Source organism: Salinicola sp. MIT1003 (assembly GCF_001858555.1).
Classification (GTDB): domain Bacteria; phylum Pseudomonadota; class Gammaproteobacteria; order Pseudomonadales; family Halomonadaceae; genus Salinicola; species Salinicola salarius.
Genome location: NZ_MCAP01000044.1, coordinates 198456 through 223418 on the forward strand (window position 1 = coordinate 198456; position 24963 = coordinate 223418).

A 24963-nucleotide genomic window follows, 5' to 3' on the forward strand; every position below is an offset into this window, starting at 1 on the left:
CATTAGTTGACCCTTTTACTCGGTATTAACGATAATGGGCACCAGATCGGGCGGATTCCGCCCTCTCATTTTCGATAAGCCGGTCTCGTCATGACCGGCACGCACGGGAGCGTGACGATGAGCACAGTGGAGTCTTTCGCTCCAACCCCGATGTTCTTCACCGATGCCGCTGCCAAGCGGGTCAAGGCACTGATCGCCGAAGAGAACAACCCGGCCCTGAAACTGCGGGTCTATGTGACCGGCGGTGGCTGCTCGGGGTTTCAATACGGCTTCGATCTCGGAGACCAGACCGCCGAGGACGATACCGTGATCGACAACGATGGCGTCGGCCTGGTGGTGGACGCTCTCTCCTACCAATACCTGGTCGGCTCGACGGTGGATTTCGAGGAAGGTCTGGCCGGCGCTCGCTTTATCATCAAGAATCCCAATGCCCAGTCTACCTGCGGGTGCGGCGCCTCGTTCTCGGTCTGAAAGACCAGGCAGGGTTTCAAGCCGAGAAATTCGAGCGCCGCTCGAACCGGAGCATGACCAAGGCGAAACCGAGAAAACGACTCGGACGCAGGTCCGAGTCTACGAGCCTCGTGCCACGATTCTCACGCATTCGGCGAACGCGGCATTGTCGAACGACACCTAGGTCGACTTGACGTTTAGTAACAACTTTCCTCAAGGTAGTGGTCGATTGTCCAAATCGAACAATGACTAGAGGAATCTATGAAAAACAATATGACCCCGAGCCAATGGCTCGCCATTCCCACCCTCGCCCTCGCCCTGGGTGCCTCCAGTCTAGCCTCGGCACAGGACACCACGCTCAAGGCCGTCACCGACCCCAGCTTCGTGCCGTTCGAAATGATGGATCAGGACAGCGGCAAGATGGTTGGCTTCGATATGGATATCCTGCACGAGATCGCCGACCGCGCCGGTTTCAAGGTCGATCTCAATACCATGGACTTCAACGGCATCATCCCCGCCGTGCAGACCGGCAACGTCGATCTGGCGATCGCTGGCATCACCATCACCGACGAGCGCCAGCAGATCGTCGATTTCAGCGACCCGTACTACGATTCCGGGCTGCGAATCCTGGTATCCGACGGTAGCGACATCGACTCGCTGGACGACCTGGAAGGCAAGCGCATTGCCACCAAGATCGGCTCCACCAGCTACGACTATCTGCAGAAAAACCTTGGCGACGATGCCGAGATCACGCCCTATCCGGGCAGCTCAGACATGTACATGGCCCTGATGGGCGGCAGCGCCGATGCCGTCTTCTACGATGCGCCCAACGTCGGCTATTTCGCCAAGACCAAGGGCCAAGGCAAGGTCAAGACCGCCGGCCCGCTCTATGAAGGTCAGCAGTACGGCATCGCCTTCGTCAAGGGAAGCCAGTGGGTCGAACCTGCCAATGAAGCACTGAAGGCCATGCACGAAGACGGTACCTACGACAAGATTCACGAAAAGTGGTTCGGCGCAGCACCGGACGCCAAATGATCGATCGAACCTGACCCGGGGCCGGCGCCACAAGCGTTGGCCCCGTTTTTTGTGGTTACCGTGACTGCAAAAGCAGTTCTGAAAGGCCTCATCGCATGGCGGTGAGGTCTTTCATCTCGTTGCCAAACGGAGATACCCCGTGGAGTTCAACTTCCAGTTCGACTGGCAGGCGGCAATCGCTTCTCTGCCGTTTCTACTCAAGGGTCTACCCTACACCCTGCTCATTTCCTTCGCCGGTCTGGCTATCGGCTTTCTTATCGGGATCCTCTTCGGGTTGATGCGAATCGGCCCCACGCGCTGGCTCCGCTGGCCCGCCGTGGTCTATGTCGAGGTGTTCCGCGGCACGCCAGTACTGGTCCAGGTGCTGTTCATCTTCTACGGCCTGCCCACGCTGCTCGGCGGTCCCATCAATGCGCTGACGGCGGGTATCGCCGCCATCGCGCTCAACGCCGGTGCCTACATCTCGGAAATCGTGCGCGGCGGCGTTCAATCGATCGAACGGGGGCAGCGTGAAGCCGGACTGTCGCTGGGGCTGTCGCCGCCCCAGACCTTTCGCTACGTGATCTGGCCTCAGGCACTGCGCCGCATGATCCCGGCGCTGGGCAATCAGGGCATCGTCAGCATCAAGGACACTTCGCTGTTCTCGGTCATCGGTGTCGGCGAGCTGGTGCGCCAGGGTCAGGTCTATATCGCCAATACCTTCACCGCGCTGGAGGTCTATTTCATGATCGCCCTGCTCTACCTGGCGATCACCCTGAGTCTGTCGTTGGCTCTGAGTCTGCTCGAACGCAAGGGGTTGGTGGGATGAACGATAGCGTAACCAGTCAAGACACCGACCAGGCGGCGGAGGCGTCGCCGATCGCACGGCTCGACAAGGTCGACAAGCACTTCGGTAGACTGCACGTGATGCAGGAGATCGATCTCAGCGTGGCCCACGGCGAAGTCGTGGTGATCATCGGCGCCAGCGGCTCGGGAAAATCGACCCTGATCCGCTGCGTCAACGGGCTCGAACCCTTCCAGTCCGGACGTATCGAAGTCGATGGCAAGACCCTGATGCCCAACGGCGCCAGCGGCAAGTCGCTGCAGGCGGTGCGCACCGAAGTCGGCATGGTGTTCCAGCAGTTCAACCTGTTCCCGCATCTGTCGATCCGCGACAACGTCACGCTGGCGCCGCGCAAGGTCCGCGGCGTGACGCGCGAACAGGCCAACGCCATCGCCGACAAGCTGCTCGAACGGGTCGGCATTGCCGATCAGGCCGACAAGTATCCGACCCAGCTCTCCGGCGGCCAGCAGCAACGTGTGGCGCTCGCCCGAGCGCTGGCCATGGAGCCGCGGCTGATGCTGTTCGACGAGCCTACCTCTGCCCTGGATCCGGAGATGATCGGTGAGGTGCTCGACGCCATGCGCGAACTGGCCAACGACGGCATGACCATGATGATCGTCACCCACGAGATGGGCTTCGCCCGCGAGGTCGCCGATCGCGTGGTCTTCGTCCACGATGGCCAGATCGTCGAGCAGGGCCCGCCGGAGCAGCTATTCGATCATCCCCGTCACGAACGTACGCAAGCGTTTCTTTCACGAGTGCTCAAGCACTGATTCGAACGCGGGCTGAAACGTTCGAAAACCGCGGGCACCGGTGGCATACCCGGTGCCTGCCTTTCTCGACGACCTTTCCCGACAACCATCCCGTTTCCCCTCCAGTACCCTCGGCTCTGCCGCCGAACCACGCTTCTCCATTCCCGTCATTGCCTGTCTGCTTCGTCGAACCCTGGTGCTTCCTGTCTTCGCCCAAGCGAAAACGACCGAGCCATCCGTTCAACTTGAGATCGGAAAATCAGGTCGAGCAGAGCTGATTTCGTCGTTCACGGTTATCCCAACCGATTTATTCCGCCTGTGGATAGTTTTTTTGCCTATCCGGCTGTAACCCTGATTCGTCCGGCGCTGGCGGAGAATTCGCGGTTTGTTGACCACCGCGGTAACAGTTGGCGTATGCGGCGGTGGACAACCGGTGCTCGAACGGCGGTGTGCACAAAGCGATCTTCTGTCCACAGGAACCAACGCCGTTGTCAGCAGCCTCCCCAAGGCTTTTCAAACAATCGGATAACAATGCAAGTCGTTAGAAGACATAGGGTAATTCGACTTATCCACCGAAAATGTCCACACCATCAGTTACTACCACAACAGAACTTCTTTATATATTTCTCTTTATTTAGTAATGACTCTGCTGGCTGGTGGGCTGAAACCAATCGGGTGTGGAAAACCCCTGACGGTTACCCACAGGAGGTTTATACTGGGCGGCTTTTCGAGATTCATTCACTGTCGGGTGCCTGTTCGAGCTACTCGTTTCCAGCACCTCGTGAGGTAAACCGTGGAGTATCCCGACCGTTTTCAGGTCATCGTGATCGGCGGTGGCCATGCCGGTACCGAAGCCGCTCTGGCAGCGGCACGTGCCGGCGCGCGCACTCTGCTGCTGACGCACAACATCGAGACGCTGGGCCAGATGTCCTGCAATCCCGCCATCGGCGGGATCGGCAAGAGCCATCTGGTCAAGGAGATCGATGCCCTGGGTGGTGCCATGGCACAGGCAACCGACCTGGCCGGCATCCAGTTTCGTGTGCTCAATTCCCGCAAGGGGCCGGCGGTTCGCGCCACCCGCGCCCAGGCCGATCGCGTGCGCTACAAGGCCGCCATTCGCGGCATCCTGGAAAACCAGCGAAATCTCACGCTGTTCCAGCAGGGTGTCGACGATCTGATTGTGGAAAACGACACCGTCGTCGGCGTCCAGACCCAGACCGGCATCCGCTTCATGGCGGATACCGTGGTGCTGTGTACCGGTACCTTCCTGGGCGGCGTGATCCACATCGGGCTGGATCATCATGCGGGCGGTCGCGCCGGCGATCCGCCGGCCAACGCATTGGCCGAACGTCTGCGTGCGCTGCCGTTCCGGGTCGATCGGCTGAAGACGGGGACGCCGCCGCGGATCGACGCCAAGAGCGTCGATTTCTCCAGGCTCGAGCCACAGCCCGGTGACACGCCGTTGCCGGTGATGTCGTACCTGGGCAACCGTGAACAGCATCCGCGCCAGGTCGATTGCCATATCTCGCATACCAACGAGCGAACCCACGAGATCATCTTCGCCAATCTCGACCGTTCGCCGATGTACTCCGGCGTGATCGAAGGCGTGGGGCCGCGCTACTGCCCATCGATCGAGGACAAGGTCCACCGCTTCGCCGACAAGACCAGCCATCAGGTGTTCATCGAGCCCGAAGGCCTGGATACCCACGAGCTCTATCCGAACGGGATATCCACTTCCCTGCCGTTCGACGTTCAGCTACAGGTCGTGCGCTCGATTACCGGACTGGAAAACGCGCATATCACGCGGCCCGGCTACGCCATCGAATACGATTTCTTCGATCCACGTGATCTGAAGCACTCGCTGGAAACCAAATTTATCCACAACCTGTTCTTCGCCGGTCAGATCAACGGCACGACGGGTTACGAGGAAGCCGGCGCCCAGGGGCTGCTGGCGGGCATCAACGCCGCTCGCCGTGCCCAGGGGGAACCCGCCTGGTGGCCGCGGCGCGACGAGGCCTATCTCGGCGTGCTGGTTGACGACCTGATCACCATGGGCACGCAGGAGCCCTATCGGATGTTCACGTCGCGGGCCGAATACCGGCTGCTGCTGCGCGAAGACAACGCCGACCTGCGCCTGACCCCCACCGGTCGCGAGCTGGGCCTGGTCGACGATCACCGCTGGTCGGCGTTTGCCACCAAGCGTGACCAGATCGAGCAGGAGAGCGCCCGGCTGCGTTCGACCTGGGTCCAGCCGAAAACGCCGGCGGCCGAGCGCGTGGCAGAGAAACTCGGACAGCCGTTGGCGCGCGAGTACAGCCTGATGGATCTGCTCAAGCGGCCCGAGCTCACCTACGCCGACGTGGCCTCGCTCAAGGGCGAGGCCGTCAGCGAAGAGCCCGTCGCCGAACAGGTGCAGATCGAGGCCAAGTACGAGGGTTATATCGCGCGCCAGCAGGACGAGATCGATCGTCTGCGACGTCACGAGGCGACACCGCTGCCGGAATCGCTGGACTACGCCAGGGTCGAGGGTCTCTCCAACGAGATTCGCCAGAAACTCGAGCAGGCGCGGCCGCAGACGCTGGGCCAGGCCGGTCGCATTTCCGGCGTGACTCCGGCCGCCGTCTCGATTCTGCTGATCCATCTCAAGAAGCGTCGCTTGATCGACGACAGCCAGGCATTGAGCGCATGACACCGGTTTGCGAACGCCGACTGGACGAGGGGCTGGCGGCACTGAACGTCGAGATCGACCGCCGACAGCGCGAGCGGCTGCTGACGCTGCTCGCGCTGTTGCACAAGTGGAATCGCGCCTATAACCTCACCGCAGTACGCTCGCCCGAGGCGATGGTCAGCCGCCATCTGCTGGACAGCGCCAGCGTGGCCTTTACCGTGAACGGCCCCACCTTGCTGGACGTGGGCTCCGGGCCCGGGTTTCCGGGGCTGGTGCTGGCCATTCTGGATCCCGGACTCCAGGTCACGCTGCTGGACAGCAACGGCAAGAAAGTGCGTTTCCAGCGGCAGGCGGTGATGGAACTCGGGCTCGATAACGTGCGCTGCGAGCAGGTTCGGGTCGAAGCCTTCGACGCCACTTTCGACCAGATCATCTCGCGCGCTTTCGCCTCGCTGGGCGATTTCATCGGGCTTACCGAACCCTTGCTGGCCGAAGGCGGCGAGTGGCTGGCGATGAAGGGGGGCCTCGAGCCCCGTGAACTCGAATCCGTGCCGGCCCATGTCGTGGTGCACGAACGTCTCGCCCTGTCGGTACCCGGTGTCGATGACGCTGAACGGCAGCTGCTTCGTCTCGGCCGGGTAGACGGCGCAGGCCATCGACGATAGACGCGTCCCGAGCGGGGGATGAGAACAGCGGCCTCGACGCCAATGCCGATTTAGCGTTAGCGGATCGCTCGCGATCCACAGGATCAGTTTCGACGAAGGGAGTCGCCAGTGACCAGAATCATCGCATTGACCAATCAGAAGGGCGGTGTCGGCAAGACCACGACCGCGGTCAATCTGGCGGCTTGCCTCGCGGCACTCGATCGTCGCGTATTGCTGATCGATCTCGATCCCCAGGGCCACGCCACCATGGGCAGCGGGGTCGACAAGCACGATCTCGACGGCAGCGTGCTCGATGTGCTGCTCGGCGACAAGAGTGCCGCCGAGGTGATCGTCGACTGCGCCGTTGCCGGTTATGCGCTACTGCCGGGCAATGGCGACCTGACCGCTGCCGAGGTCGATCTGCTCGACCGCGATGGCCGCGAACGGGTGCTGCAAACCGCCGTCGGGAGCGTCGCCGAAGATTACGACGTGGTGATGATCGACTGCCCGCCGTCGCTCAACATGCTGACGGTCAACGCCCTGACCGCCGCCCATGGCGTACTGATTCCGGTGCAGTGCGAATTCTACGCGCTCGAAGGACTCTCGGCGCTGCTCGATACCGTCGAACAGATCCAGGAGAGCGTGAACCCCACGCTCGAGATCTTCGGCATCGTGCGAACCATGTACGATCCTCGCAACAGCCTGACGCGAGACGTCAGCAAGCAGCTCGGCCAGTATTTCGGCGATTCCCTGCTCAAGACCACCATCCCGCGCAACGTTCGCGTGGCGGAAGCGCCCAGTCACGGCGTGCCGGTCACCAAATACGCGCGGCTCTCGCGTGGCAGCCAGGCGCACCGTGTTCTGGCCAAGGAACTGATTCGCCGGCTGGCGCTGTAATGACGATGACTGCTGCGAGGAACACCCCATGACGACGCGCAAACGCCCCCTGGGTCGCGGTCTCGACGCGCTGATCGGGTCCAGTGCCCGTCGCCGCGACAGTTTGTCGCAGGCCGATTCGGGTACGCCGTCACCCGCACAGGCGCCGCCGGAATCCCAGTCTGTCGAAGAAAGACTCGAGCGGTTGCCGCTGCGCCAGTTGACCCGAGGCAAGTATCAGCCACGACGCGACATCCAGCCCGAAGCCCTGGAAGAGCTGGCGGATTCGATCCGTGCACAAGGCGTCATGCAGCCGATCGTGGTGCGACAAATTGGCGCAGAGCGCTACGAGATCATCGCCGGCGAACGTCGCTGGCGGGCTTCTCAACTGGCCGAGCTCGATACCATTCCGGCAGTCATTCGCGAAGTCAGCGACGAGGTCGCGCTGGCGCTGGCGCTGATCGAGAACATTCAGCGCGAGAACCTCAACCCGGTCGAGGAGTCGATGGCGCTCAAGCGTCTGCTCGACGAGTTCGAACTGACCCAGCAGCAGGTCGCCGATGCGGTAGGGCGCTCCCGTGCCCAGGTCGCCAACCTGCTGCGTCTGCTGGCGCTGGAACCGCAGGTGTTGACGCTGCTCGAACGTGGCGATCTGGACATGGGACACGCCCGCGCCCTGCTCAGCCTGCCGGCCGCCAAGCAGCGGCACGCCGCGCACGAAGTCGTGGCGCGGGAGCTTACCGTGCGCCAGACCGAAGCCTTGGTGAAACAGATCGCCAGCGGCCAGAAAAAGGCCGAGGACAAGCGGCCACCGGCGGATGTCGGGCGGCTCGAGAATCGCCTGGCCGACCTGCTGGGGGCGCCGGTCAAGATTCATCACAACAGTTCCGGGAAGGGGCGAGTCACCATTCGTTACACCAGCCTCGACGAACTGGATGGCATACTCGGCCACATCCGCTGAAGAGTGATGAATCGTCAACGCTTTCAGAGATTGAAAAACGTTTAGCGCGTTAACGGAAATTGCGCACTTTTCGTGAACATTTAATCGGAAAGACGCCTCAGATCGGTGCAGGTTCGGTTGAAGCGGCATTGCCGCTTCTCTATAATCCGCCGAGATTTGCCAGGCTGATGCCGACGCAGACATCGAACATAGAAACAAGACCATTCCAGGATTCAAGGCGAGACCGACGCCATGCAACCAGCGGCACCGGCCAAGCTTCCAAGACCGCGAATCGCGGCATTGATCCTGTTACAGTGCGGTGTGGTGATGGGGCTGGGTCTCGTCGCCTGGGGTATTTGGGATCGCGGAACAGCGCTTTCCGCTTTGACCGGCGGCTTCGTTGCTGCCATCCCCAACGCCTTTTTTGCCTGGCGTGCCTTTCGCTATCAGGGCGCAGCGCAGGCAAGATACATCGTCAAGAGTTTCTACCACGCCGAGGCCGGCAAGTTCGGTTTGACGGCGGTATTGTTCACGCTGGTATTCGTGACAGTGCCCCCCTCAAACCCTGCTTTCTTCTTTGGCGCTTATGTGGTGACGCTGCTGGCGCACTGGTTGGGGCCCTGGCTCCTGCGCCGACCGTCACACATTCAATCTCGAGGCTGAACCATGGCTGGCAACAACATGACGAGTACGGAGTACATCCAGCACCATTTGCAGAACATGACGTTTGGTCTGCATCCGGAAAACGGCTGGTCCATGGCTCATTCCGCCGCCGATGCCAAGGCGATGGGATTCTGGGCCATTCACGTCGATACCATGCTGTGGTCGATCGGGCTCGGGGTACTGTTCCTGTATCTGTTCCGCCTGGTTGCCAAGCGCGCTTCCACCGGCGTGCCGACCGGGCTGCAGAACTTCGTCGAGATGATGGTCGAATTCGTCGATGGCTCCGTACGCGAGACGTTCCACGGCAAGAGCCGGCTGATCGCGCCGCTGTCGCTGACCATCTTCTGCTGGATCTTCCTGATGAACATCATGGACCTGGTGCCGGTGGACTTCCTGCCGATGCTGGCCCAGAAAGTGGGTGCCTGGTTCGGTGCCGACCCGGCGCACGTCTATTTCAAGGTTGTGCCCACCACCGACGTCAATGCCACGCTCGGCATGTCGCTGTCGGTCTTCGCGCTGATCATTTTCTATTCCATTCGTTCCAAGGGCCTGTCCGGTTTCATCGCGGAATTGACACTGCACCCGTTCAACACGCCCAACAAACTTGCCCAGATCTTGTTGATTCCGGTCAACTTTTTGCTTGAAATCGTTACCTTGTTGGCCAAACCGGTTTCACTGGCGCTACGACTGTTCGGTAACCTCTACGCCGGTGAACTGATCTTCATCCTGATAGCCATGGTCGGACTGTGGCAGCTCCCGCTGCACTTCCCGTGGGCGGTCTTCCACATCCTGATCATCACGCTGCAGGCCTTCATCTTCATGATGCTCACCATCGTCTACCTGAGTATGGCGACGGAAGAGCAGCATTGAGTAGCGTTCCCGTTAACCCCTGACCCTTAGTAAAACTCGACTGAGCAAGACTCGACTGAAACTGGAGAGAACCATGGAAGCACAAGTTCTGGGCATGACCGCAATTGCCGTTTCTCTGTTGATCGGCCTGGGTGCCCTCGGCACCGCCATCGGCTTCGGTATCCTCGGTGGCAAATTCCTGGAAGGCGCCGCGCGTCAGCCGGAAATGATCCCGCAGCTGCAGGTCAAGATGTTCATCGTCGCGGGCCTGCTTGACGCCGTGACCATGATCGGTGTCGGTATCGCCCTGTTCTTCACCTTCGCCAATCCGTTTGTCGGTTAACGGCACCGTTCGTGGCCCACGAGGCCTCCGGTGACCCTAACCCCAAACCCGTGACGCGAGAGGTGCTGGCGTGAATCTGAACCTTACACTGATTGGTCAGGCCATTGCCTTTGCAGTCTTCGTCTGGTTCTGCATGAAGTATGTATGGCCCCCGGTCATGCAGGCCCTGCAGGAGCGACAGAAGAAGATTGCCGATGGACTGGATGCAGCCAGCCGTGCGACCCGTGATCTCGAACTGGCTCAGGAAAAGGCCGAAGAGACTCTGCGGGAAAGCAAGGAACAGGCGCAGCAGATCCTGGAACAGGCCAACAAGCGGGCCAATCAGATCGTCGAAGAAGCCCGCGACAATGCGCGGGTCGAAGGCGAGCGCATCATTGCAGGCGCTCGCAGCGAAATCGATCAGGAGATCAATCGCGCGAAGGAAGAGCTGCGTGCCCAGGTATCGCTGCTGGCCGTCGCCGGTGCAGAGCGCATCCTGGAGTCCTCCATCGACGAAGCCAAGCATCGTGAGCTCGTCGACAAGCTCGCTGCCGAGCTCTAAGGAGGCGCACCATGGCTGAATCGTCTACCGTCGCTCGACCCTACGCCAAGGCGGCGTTCGAGTTCGCGCGCGATAACAAGGCGCTCCAAGCGTGGTCCCAGAGTCTGTCACTGGTCGCCCAGGCGGCCGGTGACTCCGATGTCCGTGAACGCATTCTCGGCAACCCGCGGCTGACCTTCGAGGACAAGACGCGTCTGCTGCTGGAAGTCTGCGGTGACGAACCTTTCGACGAAGGGGTAGGCAACTTCCTGCGCCTCGTCGGTGAAAAGGGGCGTCTGGCTGCGTTGCCCGACATCCACGCCGAGTTCGAGGCGCTGCGCGCCCAGCAGGAAAAGCGGGTCGATGTCACCATCGTCTCCGCCTTCGCGCTGGATGACGCGCAGCAGTCCGTTCTCGCCGAGGCTCTGAAGAAGCGCCTGAATCGTGAAATCTCCATTACCACTCAGGTGGACCGCGAGCTGCTAGGCGGCGTGATCCTGCGTACCGGCGATACCGTCATCGACGGTTCGGTACGCGGTCGATTGCAACGTCTGCGCGAAGCGCTCACCGCCTGAGTTCGAGGGACATGGCATGCAGCAACTGAATCCTTCCGAGATCAGCGACATCATCAAACAGCGTATCGAAAAGCTGGATGTCGCGTCCGAAGCCCGCAATCAGGGCACCGTCGTCAGCGTCGCTGACGGCATCGTTCGCATCCACGGCCTGGCCGATGCGATGCTGGGCGAAATGATCGAATTCCCCGGTGGCGTCTTCGGCATGGCGCTCAACCTCGAGCGCGACAGTGTCGGCGCCGTGGTCCTGGGCGACTACCTGGAGCTCGAAGAGGGCATGACCGCGCAGTGTACCGGTCGTATCCTCGAAGTGCCGGTAGGCCCGGAGCTGATCGGCCGCGTGGTCGATGCGCTGGGCAACCCGATCGATGGCAAGGGCGACATCGACGCCAAGATGACCGACGCGATCGAGAAGGTCGCGCCGGGCGTCATCACGCGTCAGTCCGTCGACGAGCCGATCCAGACCGGTCTCAAGTCGATCGACGCCATGGTGCCGATCGGCCGCGGTCAGCGCGAGCTGATCATCGGCGACCGTCAGATCGGTAAATCGGCGGTCGCGCTCGACGCGATCATCAACCAGAAGGGCAAGGGCGTCACCTGTATCTACGTCGCCATTGGCCAGAAGCAGTCGACCATCGCCAACGTGGTGCGCAAGCTCGAAGAGCACGGCGCCATGGGCCACACCATCGTGGTGGCCGCCGGTGCTGCCGACCCGGCCTCGATGCAGTATCTGGCACCGTATGCCGGCTGCACCATGGGCGAGTACTTCCGCGACCGCGGCGAAGACGCGATGATCGTCTACGACGACCTTTCCAAGCAGGCCGTCGCCTATCGCCAGATCTCGCTGCTGCTGCGTCGCCCGCCGGGCCGTGAAGCCTATCCGGGTGACGTCTTCTATCTCCACTCGCGTCTGCTCGAACGCGCCGCGCGCGTCAACGTCGACTACGTCGAGAAGTTCACCAACGGTGAAGTGAAAGGCAAGACCGGTTCGTTGACCGCACTGCCGATCATCGAGACCCAGGGTGGCGACGTCTCCGCGTTCGTTCCGACCAACGTGATCTCGATCACCGACGGTCAGATCTTCCTCGAGACCGGCCTGTTCAACTCCGGTATCCGCCCGGCGATCAACGCCGGTCTGTCGGTATCGCGTGTCGGTGGTTCGGCCCAGACCAAGATCATCAAGAAGCTCGGCGGCGGTGTTCGTCTGGCTCTCGCGCAGTATCGCGAGCTGGCGGCGTTCTCGCAGTTCGCTTCCGATCTCGACGAGGCGACCCGCAAGCAGCTCGAGCATGGCCAGCGTGTCACCGAACTGATGAAGCAGAAGCAGTACTCGCCGTTGTCCGTGGCCGAGATGGGCGTCACGCTTTACGCCGCCAACGAAGGTTTTCTGGACGACGTCGCGGTCGACAAGGTGCTGGACTTCGAACGTGCGCTGCACGACTACATGAAGTCCGAGCACGCCGATCTGCTCGACAAGATCAACCAGAGCGGCGGCTACGACGACGAGATCCAGAAAGGTCTCAAGTCGGGTCTCGAGTCGTTCAAGTCCACTCAGACCTGGTAAGTGGCGCGACCCGCTCCCTCGCGATGCGATGCGAGCGGGTCGCCACGCCCGACTGAATGGCATGAATCAGGGTGATCCGAGATGGCAGCTGGAAAAGAGATCAAGTCCCAGATTGGGAGCATCAAGAACACGCAGAAAATCACCAGCGCCATGGAAATGGTCGCTGCGTCGAAAATGCGTCGGGCTCAGGAGCGCATGGCGGCCAGCCAGCCCTATGCCAAACTGATCCGCCGGGTGGTCGGGCACGTCGCCAAGGCCAATCCGGAATACCGTCACGACTACATGATCGAACGCGACGTCAAGCGCGTCGGTTATATTGTCGTTTCCAGCGACCGCGGGCTCGCCGGCGGCTTGAACGTCAATCTGTTCAAGGCGGTGGTCAAGCATGCGCGCGACTGGGACCAGAAAGGCGTCGGTGCCGATTTCGCGGCCATCGGCAGCAAGGCCGGTGGTTTCTTCCGCAAGCGCGGCGGCAATCTGCTGGCAGCCAAGAAGGGCCTCGGCGATGCACCGGAAGCCCAGGATCTGGTCGGTAGCGTCAAGGTGATGCTCGATGCCTTCGATGAAGGCAGTCTGGATCGGCTTTACGTGGTGTACAACGAATTCGTCAACACCATGAGCCAGAAACCCGTCGTGCGTCAGCTGCTGCCACTCGAGGCAGTCGCGGACGAGAGCGAAGGGGAAGAACAACCCAGTCCCGGTGATACGCAGAAAAGCTGGGACTACCTGTATGAGCCGGATGCCAAGACCCTGCTCGATCATCTGCTGGTTCGCTACGTCGAATCTCAGGTGTATCAGGCCGTGGTAGAGAACGCGGCCTGTGAGCAGGCCGCGCGCATGATCGCGATGAAGAACGCGACCGACAACGCCGGCGATCTGATTGACGATCTTCAACTGGTGTACAACAAGGCGCGTCAGGCGGCCATTACCCAGGAAATTTCGGAAATCGTCGGCGGTGCCGCGGCGGTATGACGGTTCGTCGCCTGCGGGGCGGCGATCTCGAGTACGGCTTGGCCAAGCGTCGTGTGAATGAGTTCACTTCGCACGACGCCTACAGGTTTCATTTGCAGGTTTACGAGGAACCACTATGAGCGGACGTATCGTACAAATCATCGGCGCGGTGGTTGACGTAGAGTTTCCGCGGGACGACGTTCCCAAGGTCTACGACGCGCTGACGGTCTCGGGTAAAGAGGCCATTCTCGAAGTGCAACAGCAGCTCGGCGACGGCGTGGTTCGCGCCATCGTCATGGGCTCCAGTGAAGGTCTCCAGCGGGGCATCGAGGTGGTCAACACCGGTGCGCCGATTTCGGTGCCGGTCGGCAAGCAGACGCTGGGCCGCATCATGAACGTGCTGGGCGAGCCGATCGACGAAGCCGGCGAGATCGATGCCGAGCGCATGCCGATCCACCGTCAGGCACCCGGCTATGCGGATCAGGCCGCATCCAGCGACCTGCTGGAAACCGGCATCAAGGTCATCGACCTGGTGTGCCCGTTCGCCAAGGGCGGCAAGGTCGGCCTGTTCGGCGGCGCCGGTGTCGGCAAGACCGTCAACATGATGGAACTGATCCGTAACATCGCCACCGAGCACAGCGGTTATTCCGTGTTCGCCGGTGTCGGCGAGCGTACTCGTGAAGGTAACGACTTCTATCACGAGATGCAGGAATCCAACGTTCTCGACAAGGTCGCCCTGGTCTACGGCCAGATGAACGAGCCGCCGGGCAACCGTCTGCGCGTCGCCCTGACCGGCCTGACCATCGCCGAGAACTTCCGTGACGAAGGTCGTGACGTCCTGCTGTTCGTCGACAACATCTACCGCTACACCCTGGCCGGTACCGAAGTGTCGGCACTGCTGGGTCGTATGCCGTCGGCGGTGGGTTACCAGCCGACCCTGGCGGAAGAGATGGGCGCCCTGCAGGAGCGCATCACCTCGACCAAGACCGGCTCGATCACTTCCGTCCAGGCCGTCTACGTGCCGGCGGACGACTTGACCGACCCGTCTCCGGCGACCACCTTCGCCCACCTGGATTCGACCGTGACCCTGTCGCGTTCCATCGCCGAGCTGGGTATCTATCCGGCCGTCGATCCGCTCGACTCCACCTCGCGCCAGCTCGATCCGCTGGTCGTCGGCGAAGAACACTACAACACCGCTCGCGGTGTGCAGAACGTGCTTCAGCGCTACAAGGAGCTCAAGGACATCATCGCCATCCTGGGGATGGACGAGCTGTCCGACGAAGACAAGCTGGCCGTGGCCCGGGCGCGTAAGATCCAGCGCTTCCTGTCGCAGCCGTTCTTCGTCGCCGAGGTCTTCACCGGTGCGCCCGGCAAGTACGTGTCGCTGCAGGAAACCATTCGTGGCTTCCAGGGCATCCTCAACGGCGACTACGACGACATGCCGGAACAGGCGTTCTACATGGTCGGCACCATCGACGAAGCCGTCGAGAAAGCCAAGAGCATGAAGTAAGCCTGCAGACTCCCGGGAGATATCGCTATGGCCACATTTCAGTGTGACATCGTCAGTGCCGAGAAGGAGATCTTCTCGGGCAACGTCGAGCAGCTCATCGCTGCCGGCGTGGCCGGCGATCTGGGTATCCTGCGCGGTCACGCGCCGCTGCTGACCGAGCTCAAGCCCGGTCCGGTGCGCGTGATTCAGGAAAGCGGTGAAGAAGAGCTCTATTACGTCACCGGCGGCTTCCTCGAAGTGCAGCCGGACGTGGTCTCGGTGCTGGCGGATACCGCCACCCGAGCCAGCGATCTCGATGAAGCGGAAGCCGAGCAGGCGCGTCAGCATGCGCTGGCCTCGCTCAACGAAAAGCAGACCGAGCTCGACTACGCGCGCGCCGCCGCCGAACTGGCCGAAGCCACCGCTCAGCTGCGCACGCTGCAACAGCTGCGTCGCAAGGGCGGCCGCGGCTGACGGCACGCGCCGTGCACCGACGCAAGTACCCGTGCAGTACACGCTAGTGCGGTACCTGAAGGCGACTCCCCGGAGTCGCCTTTTTCGTGGCCGCCCGGTTATCTCCGGTTCCTCTGTCAGGCCGCTTCTTAAACGCTAGAATGACGCCCAGTTTCCATTGATCAGCGAAGGACTAATGCAATGACCCTCGACGTCGTGATTCTGGCCGCCGGCCAAGGTACCCGCATGCGCTCGAAGACACCGAAGGTGCTGCACGAGCTGGCGGGCCGCCCCCTGGTACAGCACGTCGTCGATACCGCCGCGGGGCTGGAGCGCGCCAGGCTGCATGTGGTGGTCGGCCACGGCGGCGAGGCGGTGCGCGACGCGCTGTCGAACGCTGGTTCGATGCCTGCCGATCGCGAACTCGCCTTCTGCGAGCAGACCGAGCAGAAGGGCACCGGGCATGCGGTTGCCCAGGCGCTGGATGGCCTCGGCGACGGCAAGGTGCTGGTGCTCTACGGTGACGTGCCGCTGATCCAGGCCAGGACCCTCGAAAGCCTGCTCGAGGGCGTCGACGAGCAGCACATGGCGCTGTTGACGGTGACGCTCGACGATCCTGCCGGCTATGGCCGGATCGTGCGCAACGACAAGGATGCGGTCGTCGCCATCGTCGAACACAAGGACGCCGATGCCAAGCAGCGCGCCATCCGTGAATGCAACACCGGCATCATGGCGATGACCAGCGCACAGCTGCGTCGCTGGCTGCCGCAGCTCTCCGCCGAGAACGCCCAGGGCGAGTACTACCTGACCGACGTGATCGCCATGGCCGCCGCGGATGGCGTCGAAATCAAGGCGACCCGGCCGAGCGCGCCGGTCGAAGTCGAGGGCGTCAATGATCGCCGCCAGTTGGCGGCACTGGAGCGCGCCTATCAGCGTCGCCAGGCGGATCGTCTAATGGCGGCAGGAGTCACTCTCGCGGACCCCCAGCGTTTCGATCTGCGGGGAGAGGTCACTCTCGGCCGGGACATCCGGATCGACGTCAACGTGATCCTGGAAGGGCAGGTGACGCTGGAAGACGACGTGGTCATCGGCCCCAACTGCGTGATCAAGGACAGCATCCTGCGGCGCGGCGCAGTGGTGAAGGCCAACAGCCATCTGGAAGGCGCCGAAATGGGCGAAGGCAGCGACTGCGGCCCGTTCGCCCGCCTGCGTCCCGGCACCCGCCTGGGCGCCAAGGCGCATGTGGGCAACTTCGTCGAGACCAAGAACGCCACCCTCGGCGAGGGCGTCAAGGCGGGCCATTTGAGCTATCTGGGCGACGCCGAGATCGGCCGCGACACCAACATCGGTGCCGGGACGATCACCTGCAACTACGACGGCGCCAACAAGCATCGCACCGAGATCGGCGAAGCGGTCTTCGTCGGCTCCAACAGCTCGCTGGTCGCTCCGGTCACCATCGGCAATGGCGCCACGATTGCCGCGGGCTCGACGATCACTCGCGAAGTGAAAGACGACGAGCTGGCCATCGGGCGGAGTCGGCAGGTGGTCAAGCAGGGCTGGCAGCGGCCGGTGAAGATACCGAAGAGCTGATCGACTACCTTACCAACTTCTCATGCATCGGCATTGCCACCCCATAGCGCCTATCGAGTGCACGCTGCGCCGCACTCGCCAAGCTGGGTCTTGCGACATGAATGTCGCAAGAGGCGCGTTGGGACAGGGCAGAAAATTGCTCCCTGCATTTTCTGCATTTCCGCCATCCATGGCGGTCAGATGTCCTTACGCGCCGATCCAGAATCTGTCCTGATCTGCTTTCGCAATTCGCCTCAACGCGCCATGCATTGCTGCCAGCGGTCGTCGACCCGATTGGCGAACCATGCCGTGGTCAGGTTGCGGGTGATCTTGGGACTTTCGAGCTTGATCCCCGGCAGGCGCGAGTAGGGGATCGGCTGGTTTTCCTGTCGGGCCGCCAGCGAATAGACCTTTTCATAGAGCTCGGTCTGCTCGAATTCGAGGGAATTCTCCTGCTCGAGCGCGTCGCGGATCTCGCCGTCGTCCATCTCCAGCTGGCGTTTCAGCGCGCGAACCGCCAGTTCGGTCTGCCCGGCCTGGCGGGAGCCGGGGATGATCAGGTCGCCGTCGAGTGCCAGCGGAATGCCGGAAAGCTGGCTCACCGCGGCCTGGAACGCGGCGTTGCGGCTGGCGTACCAGCCGGCGTTGAAGTCGGCGAAACGATAGATCGGCTCGTCGTAATTCGCGGGATAGCCGAGCAGGTGGGCAATGCCGAAATAGAGCCCGCCGCGCCGCGTGAACACTTCGTGGCGAATCGAGTCGTCAACCGGGTAGGGATAGTTCTCGGCATGCTCTTCGGCGAAATCGACGCTGACCTGCATCGGGCCGCCGGTATGCACCGGGTTGAGGCTACCGAAGAGCTGGCGGCCCAGCGGCGCCATGCCGATGAAATCCTCGAAGATCTCGCTCATCTCCCGCTCGGTGGTGATGTGAGCGAGCCGCTCGCTGTAGGTTTCGCCGGTGGGCGACTCGAGATTCAGGCCCGCCTCGACCAGAAAGCCCGGAATATGCAGCGCGCTGGCGCGACGTTCGATCTCCTCCCGGGCAATGGCCGAAAGATTGGGCACGCTGGGATCCGCCGTGTAGGTCGACTCCTGCTCGATCACCGCCAGCACCGAGCACAGATTGTCCCGGGTTGCGGGCAGATTCTGGGCCGAGAACGCGGCGGTAATGTCCGTCGCCCAGCCGTCGCGATCCTCGGCGGAGGCGGGAATGAGCGAAACCAGTTCGTTCTTCACGCTCGCCGGACGCTGCTCGAAGCCGGGCTGGGGCGCCTGCGTGCTACAGCCGGCCAGCAGGGCCAGCGCGAATGCCGGCGCCCAGTGAAGCCTGGAAAGGCGTGTGAATCCCTTCATGCGCTCAAATGCTCCTTCAGTCTCTGCATCATCGCATCGCAGCGCTCGAGCTGGTCGATGGCGATGAACTCGTCCGGCTTGTGGCCCTGATCCATGCAGCCGGGGCCGCAGACCACGGTGGGAATGCCGGCTTCGTGGAACAGTCCGCCCTCGGTGCCGTAGGCGACCGTACCGAAGTCATCGCGACCCGAGAGCGTAGCGATCAGGCGCGCCACCTCGCTCGAGGCCTCGGTGGTCAGCCCCGGGTAGGCCTGCAGCGGCTCGAACACGATATCGGTGTTCGGCTCGACCGCGCGCATGCGAGGGATCAGTTCGTTGTCGGCGTAGTCGCGCATCTCGCGTTCGACATCATTGGCATCGAAGCCCGGCAGCGAGCGGACTTCCCAGTCGAAACGGCACTCCGACGGCACGATGTTGAGCGCGCGTCCACCCTCGATCATGCCGGTCTGAATGGTGGAAAAAGGCGGGTAGAAGCGGTCGTCGTGACGCGATGGGTCGGCCAGGCGCTCGCCAATCTGGTTGAGCCGAGTAATCATCCTGGCGGCGTACTCGATGGCGTTGACGCCTTCCGGCGCATAGGCGGAGTGGCAGGGCGCGCCATGCACGCGGCAGCGCACGCCGAGCTTGCCCTTGTGGCCCAGCACCGGCTTGAGTTCGGTCGGCTCGCCGATGATGCAGGCCAGCGGCTTGTGAGGTCTGCCTTCCAGCATCGAAATGATCGAACGCACGCCGAGACAGCCCACTTCCTCGTCATAGGAGAACGCCAGATGGATCGGCATCTTCAGCTCCGCAGCGGTGAAGCTCGGCACCGCCGCCAGCACGCAGGCGAGGTAGCCCTTCATGTCGGTGGTACCCCGACCGTAAAGCTTGCCGTCGCGCTCGGTGATCTCGAACGCCGGCACCGTCCACGGCTGGCCGTCCACCGGCACCACGTCGGTATGGCCGGAGAGCACCACGCCGCCGCGATCGGTGGGGCCGATCGTCGCCCATAGATTGGCCTTGCTGCCGTCGTCGTTGTGGATCAGCTCGCTATCGACGTCGTGTTGGGCGAGATAATCACGCACGAATTCGATCAGCGCGAGATTGGATTCGCGACTGACGGTATCGAAGCCGATGAGTTTTCCGAGGAGTTCCTGACTGGTCATGCCTGGAGACCTTTTATGGTTGTTCCCGATGGTGACCATGATGCCGAGCCTGCCCAATGGTGGCTACCTCGCCACCCCGAGTATCGCAAGACTTGACGAGTTTGCCTCAATAAGCTTTGATTCGAATCTGTTAAATTTCGAATCGAAATATAAAGGCCGAATCTCGAAACCCGAATCATGCCCAAACGCGATACTGCCCAGCGCCGCCATGCCATTCTTGCCTACGTCAACGAACACGGGGAAACCCCGGTCGAGACGTTGGCGAGCCGCTTCGCGATCTCCGAAGTCACCGTTCGCAAGGATCTCAACACGCTGGAGCGCAGCGGCCTGCTGCTGCGCCGCTACGGCGGCGCCGCGCCGTTGCCCCAGGAGATGCTGAGCGAGCCGCTGCAGACCCTGTCACCGTACAAGCAGGCCATTGCCCAGGCGGCACGAGCACGCATTCGCGAGCACAACCGGATCATCGTCGACAGCGGCACCACCACCGCCGCGCTGATCGGCGAGCTGGGCGGCCTGCGCGGATTGGTAGTGATGACCAACTCGCTCGCCGTGGCCGGCGCGCTGCGCGAGCTGGAGTCGGAACCGGCGCTGCTGATGACCGGCGGGACCTGGGATCCGCATTCGGAATCCTTCCAGGGCCAGGTTGCCGAGCAGGTACTGCGAGCCTACGACTTCGATCAACTCTTCGTCGGCGCCGACGGCATCGATCTCGAACGCGGCACCACCACCTACAACGAACTGTTCGGCCTGACCCGCGTCATGGCCGAGGTCGCCCGCGAGGTGGTGGTGATGGTAGAGGCCGACAAGATCGGCCGCCGTATCCCCAATCTGGAACTGCCCTGGGCGCGCATCGACACGCTGGTCACCGACTGGCGAATCGACGATGACGCGGCGGTGGCCATCGAACGCCAGGACGTGACGCTGGTGGTCGCCGAATCGCCCGCCGAGCGGTAAGACAAAACGGACTCAGAAAGGAATCGACTATGTGTGGAATCGTCGCCGCGCTGGCTGCGCGCAACGTGCAGGGCATCCTGCTGGAAGGGCTCAAGCGACTCGAATATCGCGGCTACGATAGCGCCGGCATGGCGGTGTTGAACGCCGGCGGCGAACTGGCCCGCCAGCGTGCCAAGGGCAAGGTCGCCGCGCTCGAGGAGAAGCTCGAGCAGGTGGCACTGACGGGCAGGGTCGGCATCGCGCACACCCGCTGGGCGACCCACGGCAAACCGTCCGAAGTGAACGCTCACCCACATTTGGCGCGCGAGCGGCTGGCGATCGTCCACAACGGCATCATCGAGAACTTCGAGCCGCTCAAGCGCGAACTGGAAGCCGAAGGCGTGGTGTTCGAATCGGAGACCGATACCGAAGTCGTCGCCCACCTGATCGACCGCGCCTTTCGACATCAGGACAGCGCCAATCAGGACGGTGGCGAAACCGGCGGTCTGCTGGCGGCGGTTCAGGCGACACTCGACAGAATCGACGGCGCCTACGCGCTGGCGGTGATGCACGCCGATGCGCCGCGGGAGATCGTCGGCGCTCGCAAGGGCAGCCCGCTGGTGGTCGGCGTGGGCATCGACGAAAACTTCCTCGCCTCCGATGCGCTGGCGCTTTTGCAGGTTACCGACCGCTTCATCTATCTGCAGGAAGGCGACGTGGTGCGCCTGAGCGACGCCCATGGCATCGAGATATTCGCCGCCGACGGCCAGCCGGCCGAACGCCCGGTGCACACTTACGAGCACGGCGACAGCGCCGCCAGCCGCGGCGAGTATCGTCACTTCATGCTCAAGGAGATCCACGAGCAGCCCGCCGTGATCGCCGCCACGCTGGAGGGCCGGCTGAGCGGTTCCCACGTGCTCGAAAGCAGCTTCGGTGTCGGCGCCAGGGCGCTGTTCGACCAGGTCAAGCAGGTGCATATCGTCGCCTGCGGCACCAGCTACCACGCTGGCATGGTGGCACGCTACTGGCTGGAGAAGTTGGCGGGCCTGCCGACCACGGTCGAGGTGGCGTCCGAGTATCGCTATCGCGAAGTGGTGGTGCCGGAAAACACCCTGTTCGTCACCCTTTCCCAGTCCGGCGAGACCGCCGATACCCTGGCGGCGCTGCGCTATGCGAAAACGCTCGGCTATCTCGGCACGCTGGCGGTCTGCAACGTGCCCGGCAGCTCTCTGACCCGGGAATCCGATCTGTCGCTGATGACCCAGGCCGGCCCCGAGATCGGCGTCGCCTCCACCAAGGCCTTCACCACCCAGCTCATCGCCCTGATGCTACTGACGCTCTCGCTGCGCAGGCAGCGCGGCGATGAACGGGAAACGGCGCTGGTTCAGGCACTGCGCGGCCTGCCGGCGATCCTCGACAGCGCGCTCGCCATGGACGGGCCGATTGCCGACCTGTCGGAAGCCTTCGCCGAGAAGCATCACGCGCTGTTCCTGGGTCGTGGCACCCAGTTCCCGATCGCGCTGGAAGGCGCGCTCAAGCTCAAGGAAATCTCCTACATCCACGCCGAAGCGTATCCGGCCGGCGAGCTCAAGCACGGCCCGCTGGCGCTTGTCGATGCCGATATGCCGGTGGTCGCTGTCGCCCCCAACGACGAACTGCTGGAGAAGCTCAAATCCAACCTGCAGGAAGTCCGCGCCCGCGGCGGCGAGCTGTTCGTGTTCGCCGACGAAGGTGTCGCGCTGACCGCCGCCGACAACCTGCGCGTGCTCCACGTACCGCCTGTGGATGAATTGCTCGCCCCCATCGTCTACACCCTCCCGCTGCAGCTACTCTCCTACCATGTCGCCGTGCTCAAGGGCACCGACGTCGATCAGCCGCGCAATCTGGCCAAAAGCGTCACGGTGGAATAGCGCGTCACGGGGAATAGCGCGTCATGGTGGCATAAGGGGAGTTGGCATCAGTCGATTGAGGTCAGAGTGCTCTCCTTGTGTGCGGCAACATGGGCCGTCTTGTCGCTTTTGATCTCATATTGTGGCTCATCCGGTGATGCGCGCCGAGTGTGGCCCTTGTAGTCGAAATCCTGAGTATGGATCTTGATGATGGTCCCATGGACCCGACCTGCTTCGGAGTTCCAACTGACGTGATCACCGATCTTGAATTTGTGACTCATGGCTCGCCCTGGAGTTTGGATTCGTCGAAACCGTCTCTTTACCGAAGAGACGGACCTTTCTTTAATTCAGATAAATTGCCCTTTTGGATTCATGGAACAGAATTGAGTGAGCCGAAAACGATGGGCAGATCGAACACTTTGGCATTCATGACAGGATAGCAGCGGACGACAATAGCTCCATGCTCATTGACCCGTGTTAAGCATTCTCCTCAGGGCGCTGATAGAGATGGACTGGAGTCTGAGAAAAGGAATGGGCCAATTATGTGTTTTTCTGCGACCGCCAGTTTTGCGAGTAGTGGCGTCATAGCGGTTATAGGCATTGCCACTCTAGCCCGTACGCGGCACGCTAAGGAATGGCTATTTGCCGCGGTGCCCTTGATGTTTGCCATACATCAATTCAATGAAGGTATGGTCTGGCTCGGATTGAAGGAGCAGTTGACGTTCGGTAGTCTCGCCGGCTGGGGTTTTGCCTATATGCTCTTTGCGCAGGCGTTGCTCCCTTTGCTCATGCCATTGGGCATCTGGCTGATCGAGCCGAATCAGCGCCGTGGACGCCGAATTCTTCCCTTTCTTTTCCTCGGTGCAGGGCTGGCAATTTATATCTTTTGGGCGCTGCTGAATTACGATACCCATATCTCCTTGCGCGGTCATAGCGTTGTCTACAATAACCCGGAAACCAGGAGCATTCTTGTTGCAACTTTATATATAGTGGCGACTTGTGGCGCACTGTTTTTTTCGGGTTATCGCTCTATTGTTGTTTTTGGTGCGCTCAATGTTCTCGGTTTGATAGTGGTGCTTTTGGTCAAGCAGTATGCTTTTACTTCGGTATGGTGCGCTTATGCAGCGATTACCAGCCTGCTCATCTATGGACATTTTTATCGCCGACGCATGGCAGAAGTCGACGAGAATGCAATGCGTTAAAAGCAGGGGTAATAATGCGATTGCTATTTTATCGCCATCCAGGAATCCATCGAAGATAGCCCGGTCACCTGGCTGGAAAAGGTTCAGGACGAGCAGTCCACACCGCTCCGGTCAGTTCACACGAGACTGTCCACAGCCGGTCTTCCACCGCCCGGTCCCTGGCCGCGGCACTGCGATGGGCGCGCTTGGGTTCGCCGCGGGTTTCGCTGAAGCCGTCGGGGCCGAAGTAGTCGCCGCCATCGACATCGCCGGCGAGAGCCGCGTGGAGGGTCGGTTTGGCGCCTTCGGCGGCGGATTGGCTGATCAAGGGCATTACCAGCTTGAAGGCCTGGCCGGCCAGTGCGCGGCTCTTCACGCCGGCATCGAACAGCGCGGTGCGTGAAAGCCCCGGATGCGCGGCGAGGCTCGACAGCCCCCAGCCGTGGCGGTCGCTCTGCTTCTGCAGCGCCTGGGCAAACAGCAGCATGGCGAGCTTGGACTGCCGATAGGCGCGCCACGGGTCGTAGTCGCGCTCGCCGTTGAGGTCATCGAAATCGATCCTGCCGCTGCGATGAGCGAGGCTGGAAAGCTGGACGACGCGCGGCGCTCGCCCACGGTGGAAAGAAGCCACCAGCAGCGGCTGCAGCAGGCTCGTCAGCAGGAAGTGGCCGAGATAGTTGACACCGAACTGGCGCTCGAAGCCGTCTTCGGTGCGCTCCAGCTTCGGTGGCGCCATGATGCCGGCGTTGTTGATCAGCCGTTCCAGCGTGGCCTCGCTTTTCCGCAGGCGAGCCGCGAACTGGCGTATGGACTCGAGGCTATCAAGATCGAGCAGCTCGAAGCGAACGTCGACACCGGGCCGGTGCTGGCGAACCGCGTGGCATGCGAGCTTGCCCTTGTCAGGGTTGCGGCCGGCGATGACGACCCGATACCCCGCGCTTGCCAGACCCTTGGCGGTTTCCAGGCCGAGGCCAGCGGTGGCGCCAGTGACAATGGCCAGTGGCGGCGATGCAGCGTCACTCATGGAACCCTCTCATCAACGTTCCCTCACCGAGTCTTTCATCAAGCTGTTCATCCAGGCTTTTCGCCGTTTTCTCTTACGGCGCTTCTTCCCGTCTTATCTTCTTCCGTCTTCCTCGGCTGATCAGGATAGCCGCCATGGCGGGCCGCGATGAAAGGCGAGCGGTGGATCGAAAGCGATTCATCGAGGATAGAGGTTAAATGTAGGGTCCCGGATGATCAGATCGCCTATAGAAGTTATCCTCTGCTAGCCGCCAGGGAGCTTCTTCAGCAATTCAT

The 24963-nt window shown here is 62.0% G+C and carries 25 protein-coding genes; 21 read left to right on the top strand and 4 right to left on the bottom strand.

Features of this window, described 5'->3' with window-relative positions:
• Positions 1 to 117: 117 nt before the first annotated feature.
• The 18 genes from erpA (at position 118) to glmU (ending at position 17182) form a co-directional block, all read left to right on the top strand.
• Positions 118 to 471, top strand: a complete 354-nt coding sequence (gene erpA / locus BC443_RS14135) for an iron-sulfur cluster insertion protein ErpA (RefSeq protein WP_071232465.1) — start codon at positions 118 to 120, stop codon at positions 469 to 471.
• Positions 472 to 711: 240 nt separating this feature from the next.
• Entirely contained in the window at positions 712 to 1485 is a 774-nt protein-coding gene (locus tag BC443_RS14140; RefSeq protein ID WP_083387421.1) for a transporter substrate-binding domain-containing protein, read from the top strand.
• A 139-nt stretch (positions 1486 to 1624) separates the two neighbouring features.
• Positions 1625 to 2293, top strand: a complete 669-nt coding sequence (locus tag BC443_RS14145; protein ID WP_071232466.1) for an amino acid ABC transporter permease — start codon at positions 1625 to 1627, stop codon at positions 2291 to 2293.
• Positions 2290 to 3081, top strand: a complete 792-nt coding sequence (locus BC443_RS14150; protein WP_071232467.1) for an amino acid ABC transporter ATP-binding protein — start codon at positions 2290 to 2292, stop codon at positions 3079 to 3081. The genes BC443_RS14145 and BC443_RS14150 overlap by 4 nt, the downstream gene beginning before the upstream one ends.
• Before the next feature lie 772 nt (positions 3082 to 3853).
• On the top strand, positions 3854 to 5749 hold the full coding sequence (gene mnmG, locus BC443_RS14155) for a tRNA uridine-5-carboxymethylaminomethyl(34) synthesis enzyme MnmG (RefSeq protein ID WP_071232468.1): 1896 nt from the start codon (positions 3854 to 3856) through the stop codon (positions 5747 to 5749).
• Positions 5746 to 6393: a 16S rRNA (guanine(527)-N(7))-methyltransferase RsmG gene (gene rsmG, locus BC443_RS14160; protein WP_071232469.1), complete on the top strand. Its 648-nt coding sequence runs from the start codon at positions 5746 to 5748 to the stop codon at positions 6391 to 6393. The genes mnmG and rsmG overlap by 4 nt, the downstream gene beginning before the upstream one ends.
• Positions 6394 to 6501: 108 nt before the next feature.
• Positions 6502 to 7269: a ParA family protein gene (locus BC443_RS14165; protein ID WP_071232470.1), complete on the top strand. Its 768-nt coding sequence runs from the start codon at positions 6502 to 6504 to the stop codon at positions 7267 to 7269.
• A gap of 28 nt (positions 7270 to 7297) precedes the next feature.
• Entirely contained in the window at positions 7298 to 8209 is a 912-nt protein-coding gene (locus BC443_RS14170; RefSeq protein WP_071232471.1) for a ParB/RepB/Spo0J family partition protein, read from the top strand.
• Positions 8210 to 8488: 279 nt separating this feature from the next.
• Complete coding sequence (locus BC443_RS14175; protein ID WP_244179951.1) at positions 8489 to 8851, top strand: F0F1 ATP synthase subunit I; 363 nt, start codon at positions 8489 to 8491, stop codon at positions 8849 to 8851.
• Between the two features lie 3 nt (positions 8852 to 8854).
• On the top strand, positions 8855 to 9721 hold the full coding sequence (gene atpB / locus BC443_RS14180; RefSeq protein WP_071232473.1) for a F0F1 ATP synthase subunit A: 867 nt from the start codon (positions 8855 to 8857) through the stop codon (positions 9719 to 9721).
• Between the two features lie 73 nt (positions 9722 to 9794).
• Positions 9795 to 10043, top strand: a complete 249-nt coding sequence (gene atpE, locus BC443_RS14185) for a F0F1 ATP synthase subunit C (protein WP_011508579.1) — start codon at positions 9795 to 9797, stop codon at positions 10041 to 10043.
• A 70-nt stretch (positions 10044 to 10113) separates the two neighbouring features.
• On the top strand, positions 10114 to 10584 hold the full coding sequence (locus BC443_RS14190) for a F0F1 ATP synthase subunit B (protein ID WP_071232474.1): 471 nt from the start codon (positions 10114 to 10116) through the stop codon (positions 10582 to 10584).
• An 11-nt stretch (positions 10585 to 10595) separates the two neighbouring features.
• Positions 10596 to 11138: a F0F1 ATP synthase subunit delta gene (locus BC443_RS14195; protein ID WP_071232475.1), complete on the top strand. Its 543-nt coding sequence runs from the start codon at positions 10596 to 10598 to the stop codon at positions 11136 to 11138.
• Positions 11139 to 11154: 16 nt separating this feature from the next.
• Entirely contained in the window at positions 11155 to 12699 is a 1545-nt protein-coding gene (gene atpA, locus BC443_RS14200; protein WP_071232476.1) for a F0F1 ATP synthase subunit alpha, read from the top strand.
• An 81-nt stretch (positions 12700 to 12780) separates the two neighbouring features.
• Complete coding sequence (atpG, locus tag BC443_RS14205) at positions 12781 to 13671, top strand: F0F1 ATP synthase subunit gamma (RefSeq protein WP_071232477.1); 891 nt, start codon at positions 12781 to 12783, stop codon at positions 13669 to 13671.
• Between the two features lie 115 nt (positions 13672 to 13786).
• A complete protein-coding gene (gene atpD, locus BC443_RS14210) occupies positions 13787 to 15160 on the top strand; it encodes a F0F1 ATP synthase subunit beta (protein ID WP_071232478.1) in 1374 nt (457 codons plus the stop codon).
• Between the two features lie 27 nt (positions 15161 to 15187).
• Complete coding sequence (locus tag BC443_RS14215) at positions 15188 to 15613, top strand: F0F1 ATP synthase subunit epsilon (protein ID WP_071232479.1); 426 nt, start codon at positions 15188 to 15190, stop codon at positions 15611 to 15613.
• 180 nt (positions 15614 to 15793) lie between these two features.
• Complete coding sequence (gene glmU / locus BC443_RS14220) at positions 15794 to 17182, top strand: bifunctional UDP-N-acetylglucosamine diphosphorylase/glucosamine-1-phosphate N-acetyltransferase GlmU (RefSeq protein WP_071232480.1); 1389 nt, start codon at positions 15794 to 15796, stop codon at positions 17180 to 17182.
• A gap of 233 nt (positions 17183 to 17415) precedes the next feature.
• On the opposite strand, the gene BC443_RS14225 is transcribed toward glmU, so the two are convergent.
• Together BC443_RS14225 and argE are read right to left on the bottom strand one after the other, a co-directional pair.
• Positions 17416 to 18516, bottom strand: a complete 1101-nt coding sequence (locus BC443_RS14225) for a DUF1615 domain-containing protein (RefSeq protein ID WP_071232481.1) — start codon at positions 18514 to 18516, stop codon at positions 17416 to 17418.
• Positions 18513 to 19661, bottom strand: coding sequence for an acetylornithine deacetylase (gene argE / locus BC443_RS14230; RefSeq protein ID WP_083387422.1), 1149 nt, complete (start codon positions 19659 to 19661; stop codon positions 18513 to 18515). Before argE ends, BC443_RS14225 begins: the two co-directional genes overlap by 4 nt.
• 177 nt (positions 19662 to 19838) lie before the next feature.
• On the opposite strand from argE, the gene BC443_RS14235 reads away from it, so the two are divergent.
• Together BC443_RS14235 and glmS are read left to right on the top strand one after the other, a co-directional pair.
• A complete protein-coding gene (locus tag BC443_RS14235) occupies positions 19839 to 20615 on the top strand; it encodes a DeoR family transcriptional regulator (RefSeq protein WP_071232483.1) in 777 nt (258 codons plus the stop codon).
• Positions 20616 to 20644: 29 nt separating this feature from the next.
• A complete protein-coding gene (gene glmS / locus BC443_RS14240; protein WP_071232484.1) occupies positions 20645 to 22504 on the top strand; it encodes a glutamine--fructose-6-phosphate transaminase (isomerizing) in 1860 nt (619 codons plus the stop codon).
• A 47-nt stretch (positions 22505 to 22551) separates the two neighbouring features.
• Here the strand turns inward: glmS and BC443_RS14245 are convergent, their stop codons facing one another.
• Complete coding sequence (locus BC443_RS14245) at positions 22552 to 22764, bottom strand: DUF2945 domain-containing protein (protein WP_071232485.1); 213 nt, start codon at positions 22762 to 22764, stop codon at positions 22552 to 22554.
• A gap of 261 nt (positions 22765 to 23025) precedes the next feature.
• Here BC443_RS14245 and BC443_RS14250 point away from each other — a divergent pair, with 261 nt between their 5' ends.
• Positions 23026 to 23685, top strand: coding sequence for a DUF6629 family protein (locus tag BC443_RS14250; protein ID WP_071232486.1), 660 nt, complete (start codon positions 23026 to 23028; stop codon positions 23683 to 23685).
• A gap of 64 nt (positions 23686 to 23749) precedes the next feature.
• Here BC443_RS14250 and BC443_RS14255 read toward each other — a convergent pair whose 3' ends face one another.
• A complete protein-coding gene (locus BC443_RS14255) occupies positions 23750 to 24688 on the bottom strand; it encodes an oxidoreductase (RefSeq protein WP_071232487.1) in 939 nt (312 codons plus the stop codon).
• Between the last annotated feature and the right edge of the window lie 275 nt (positions 24689 to 24963).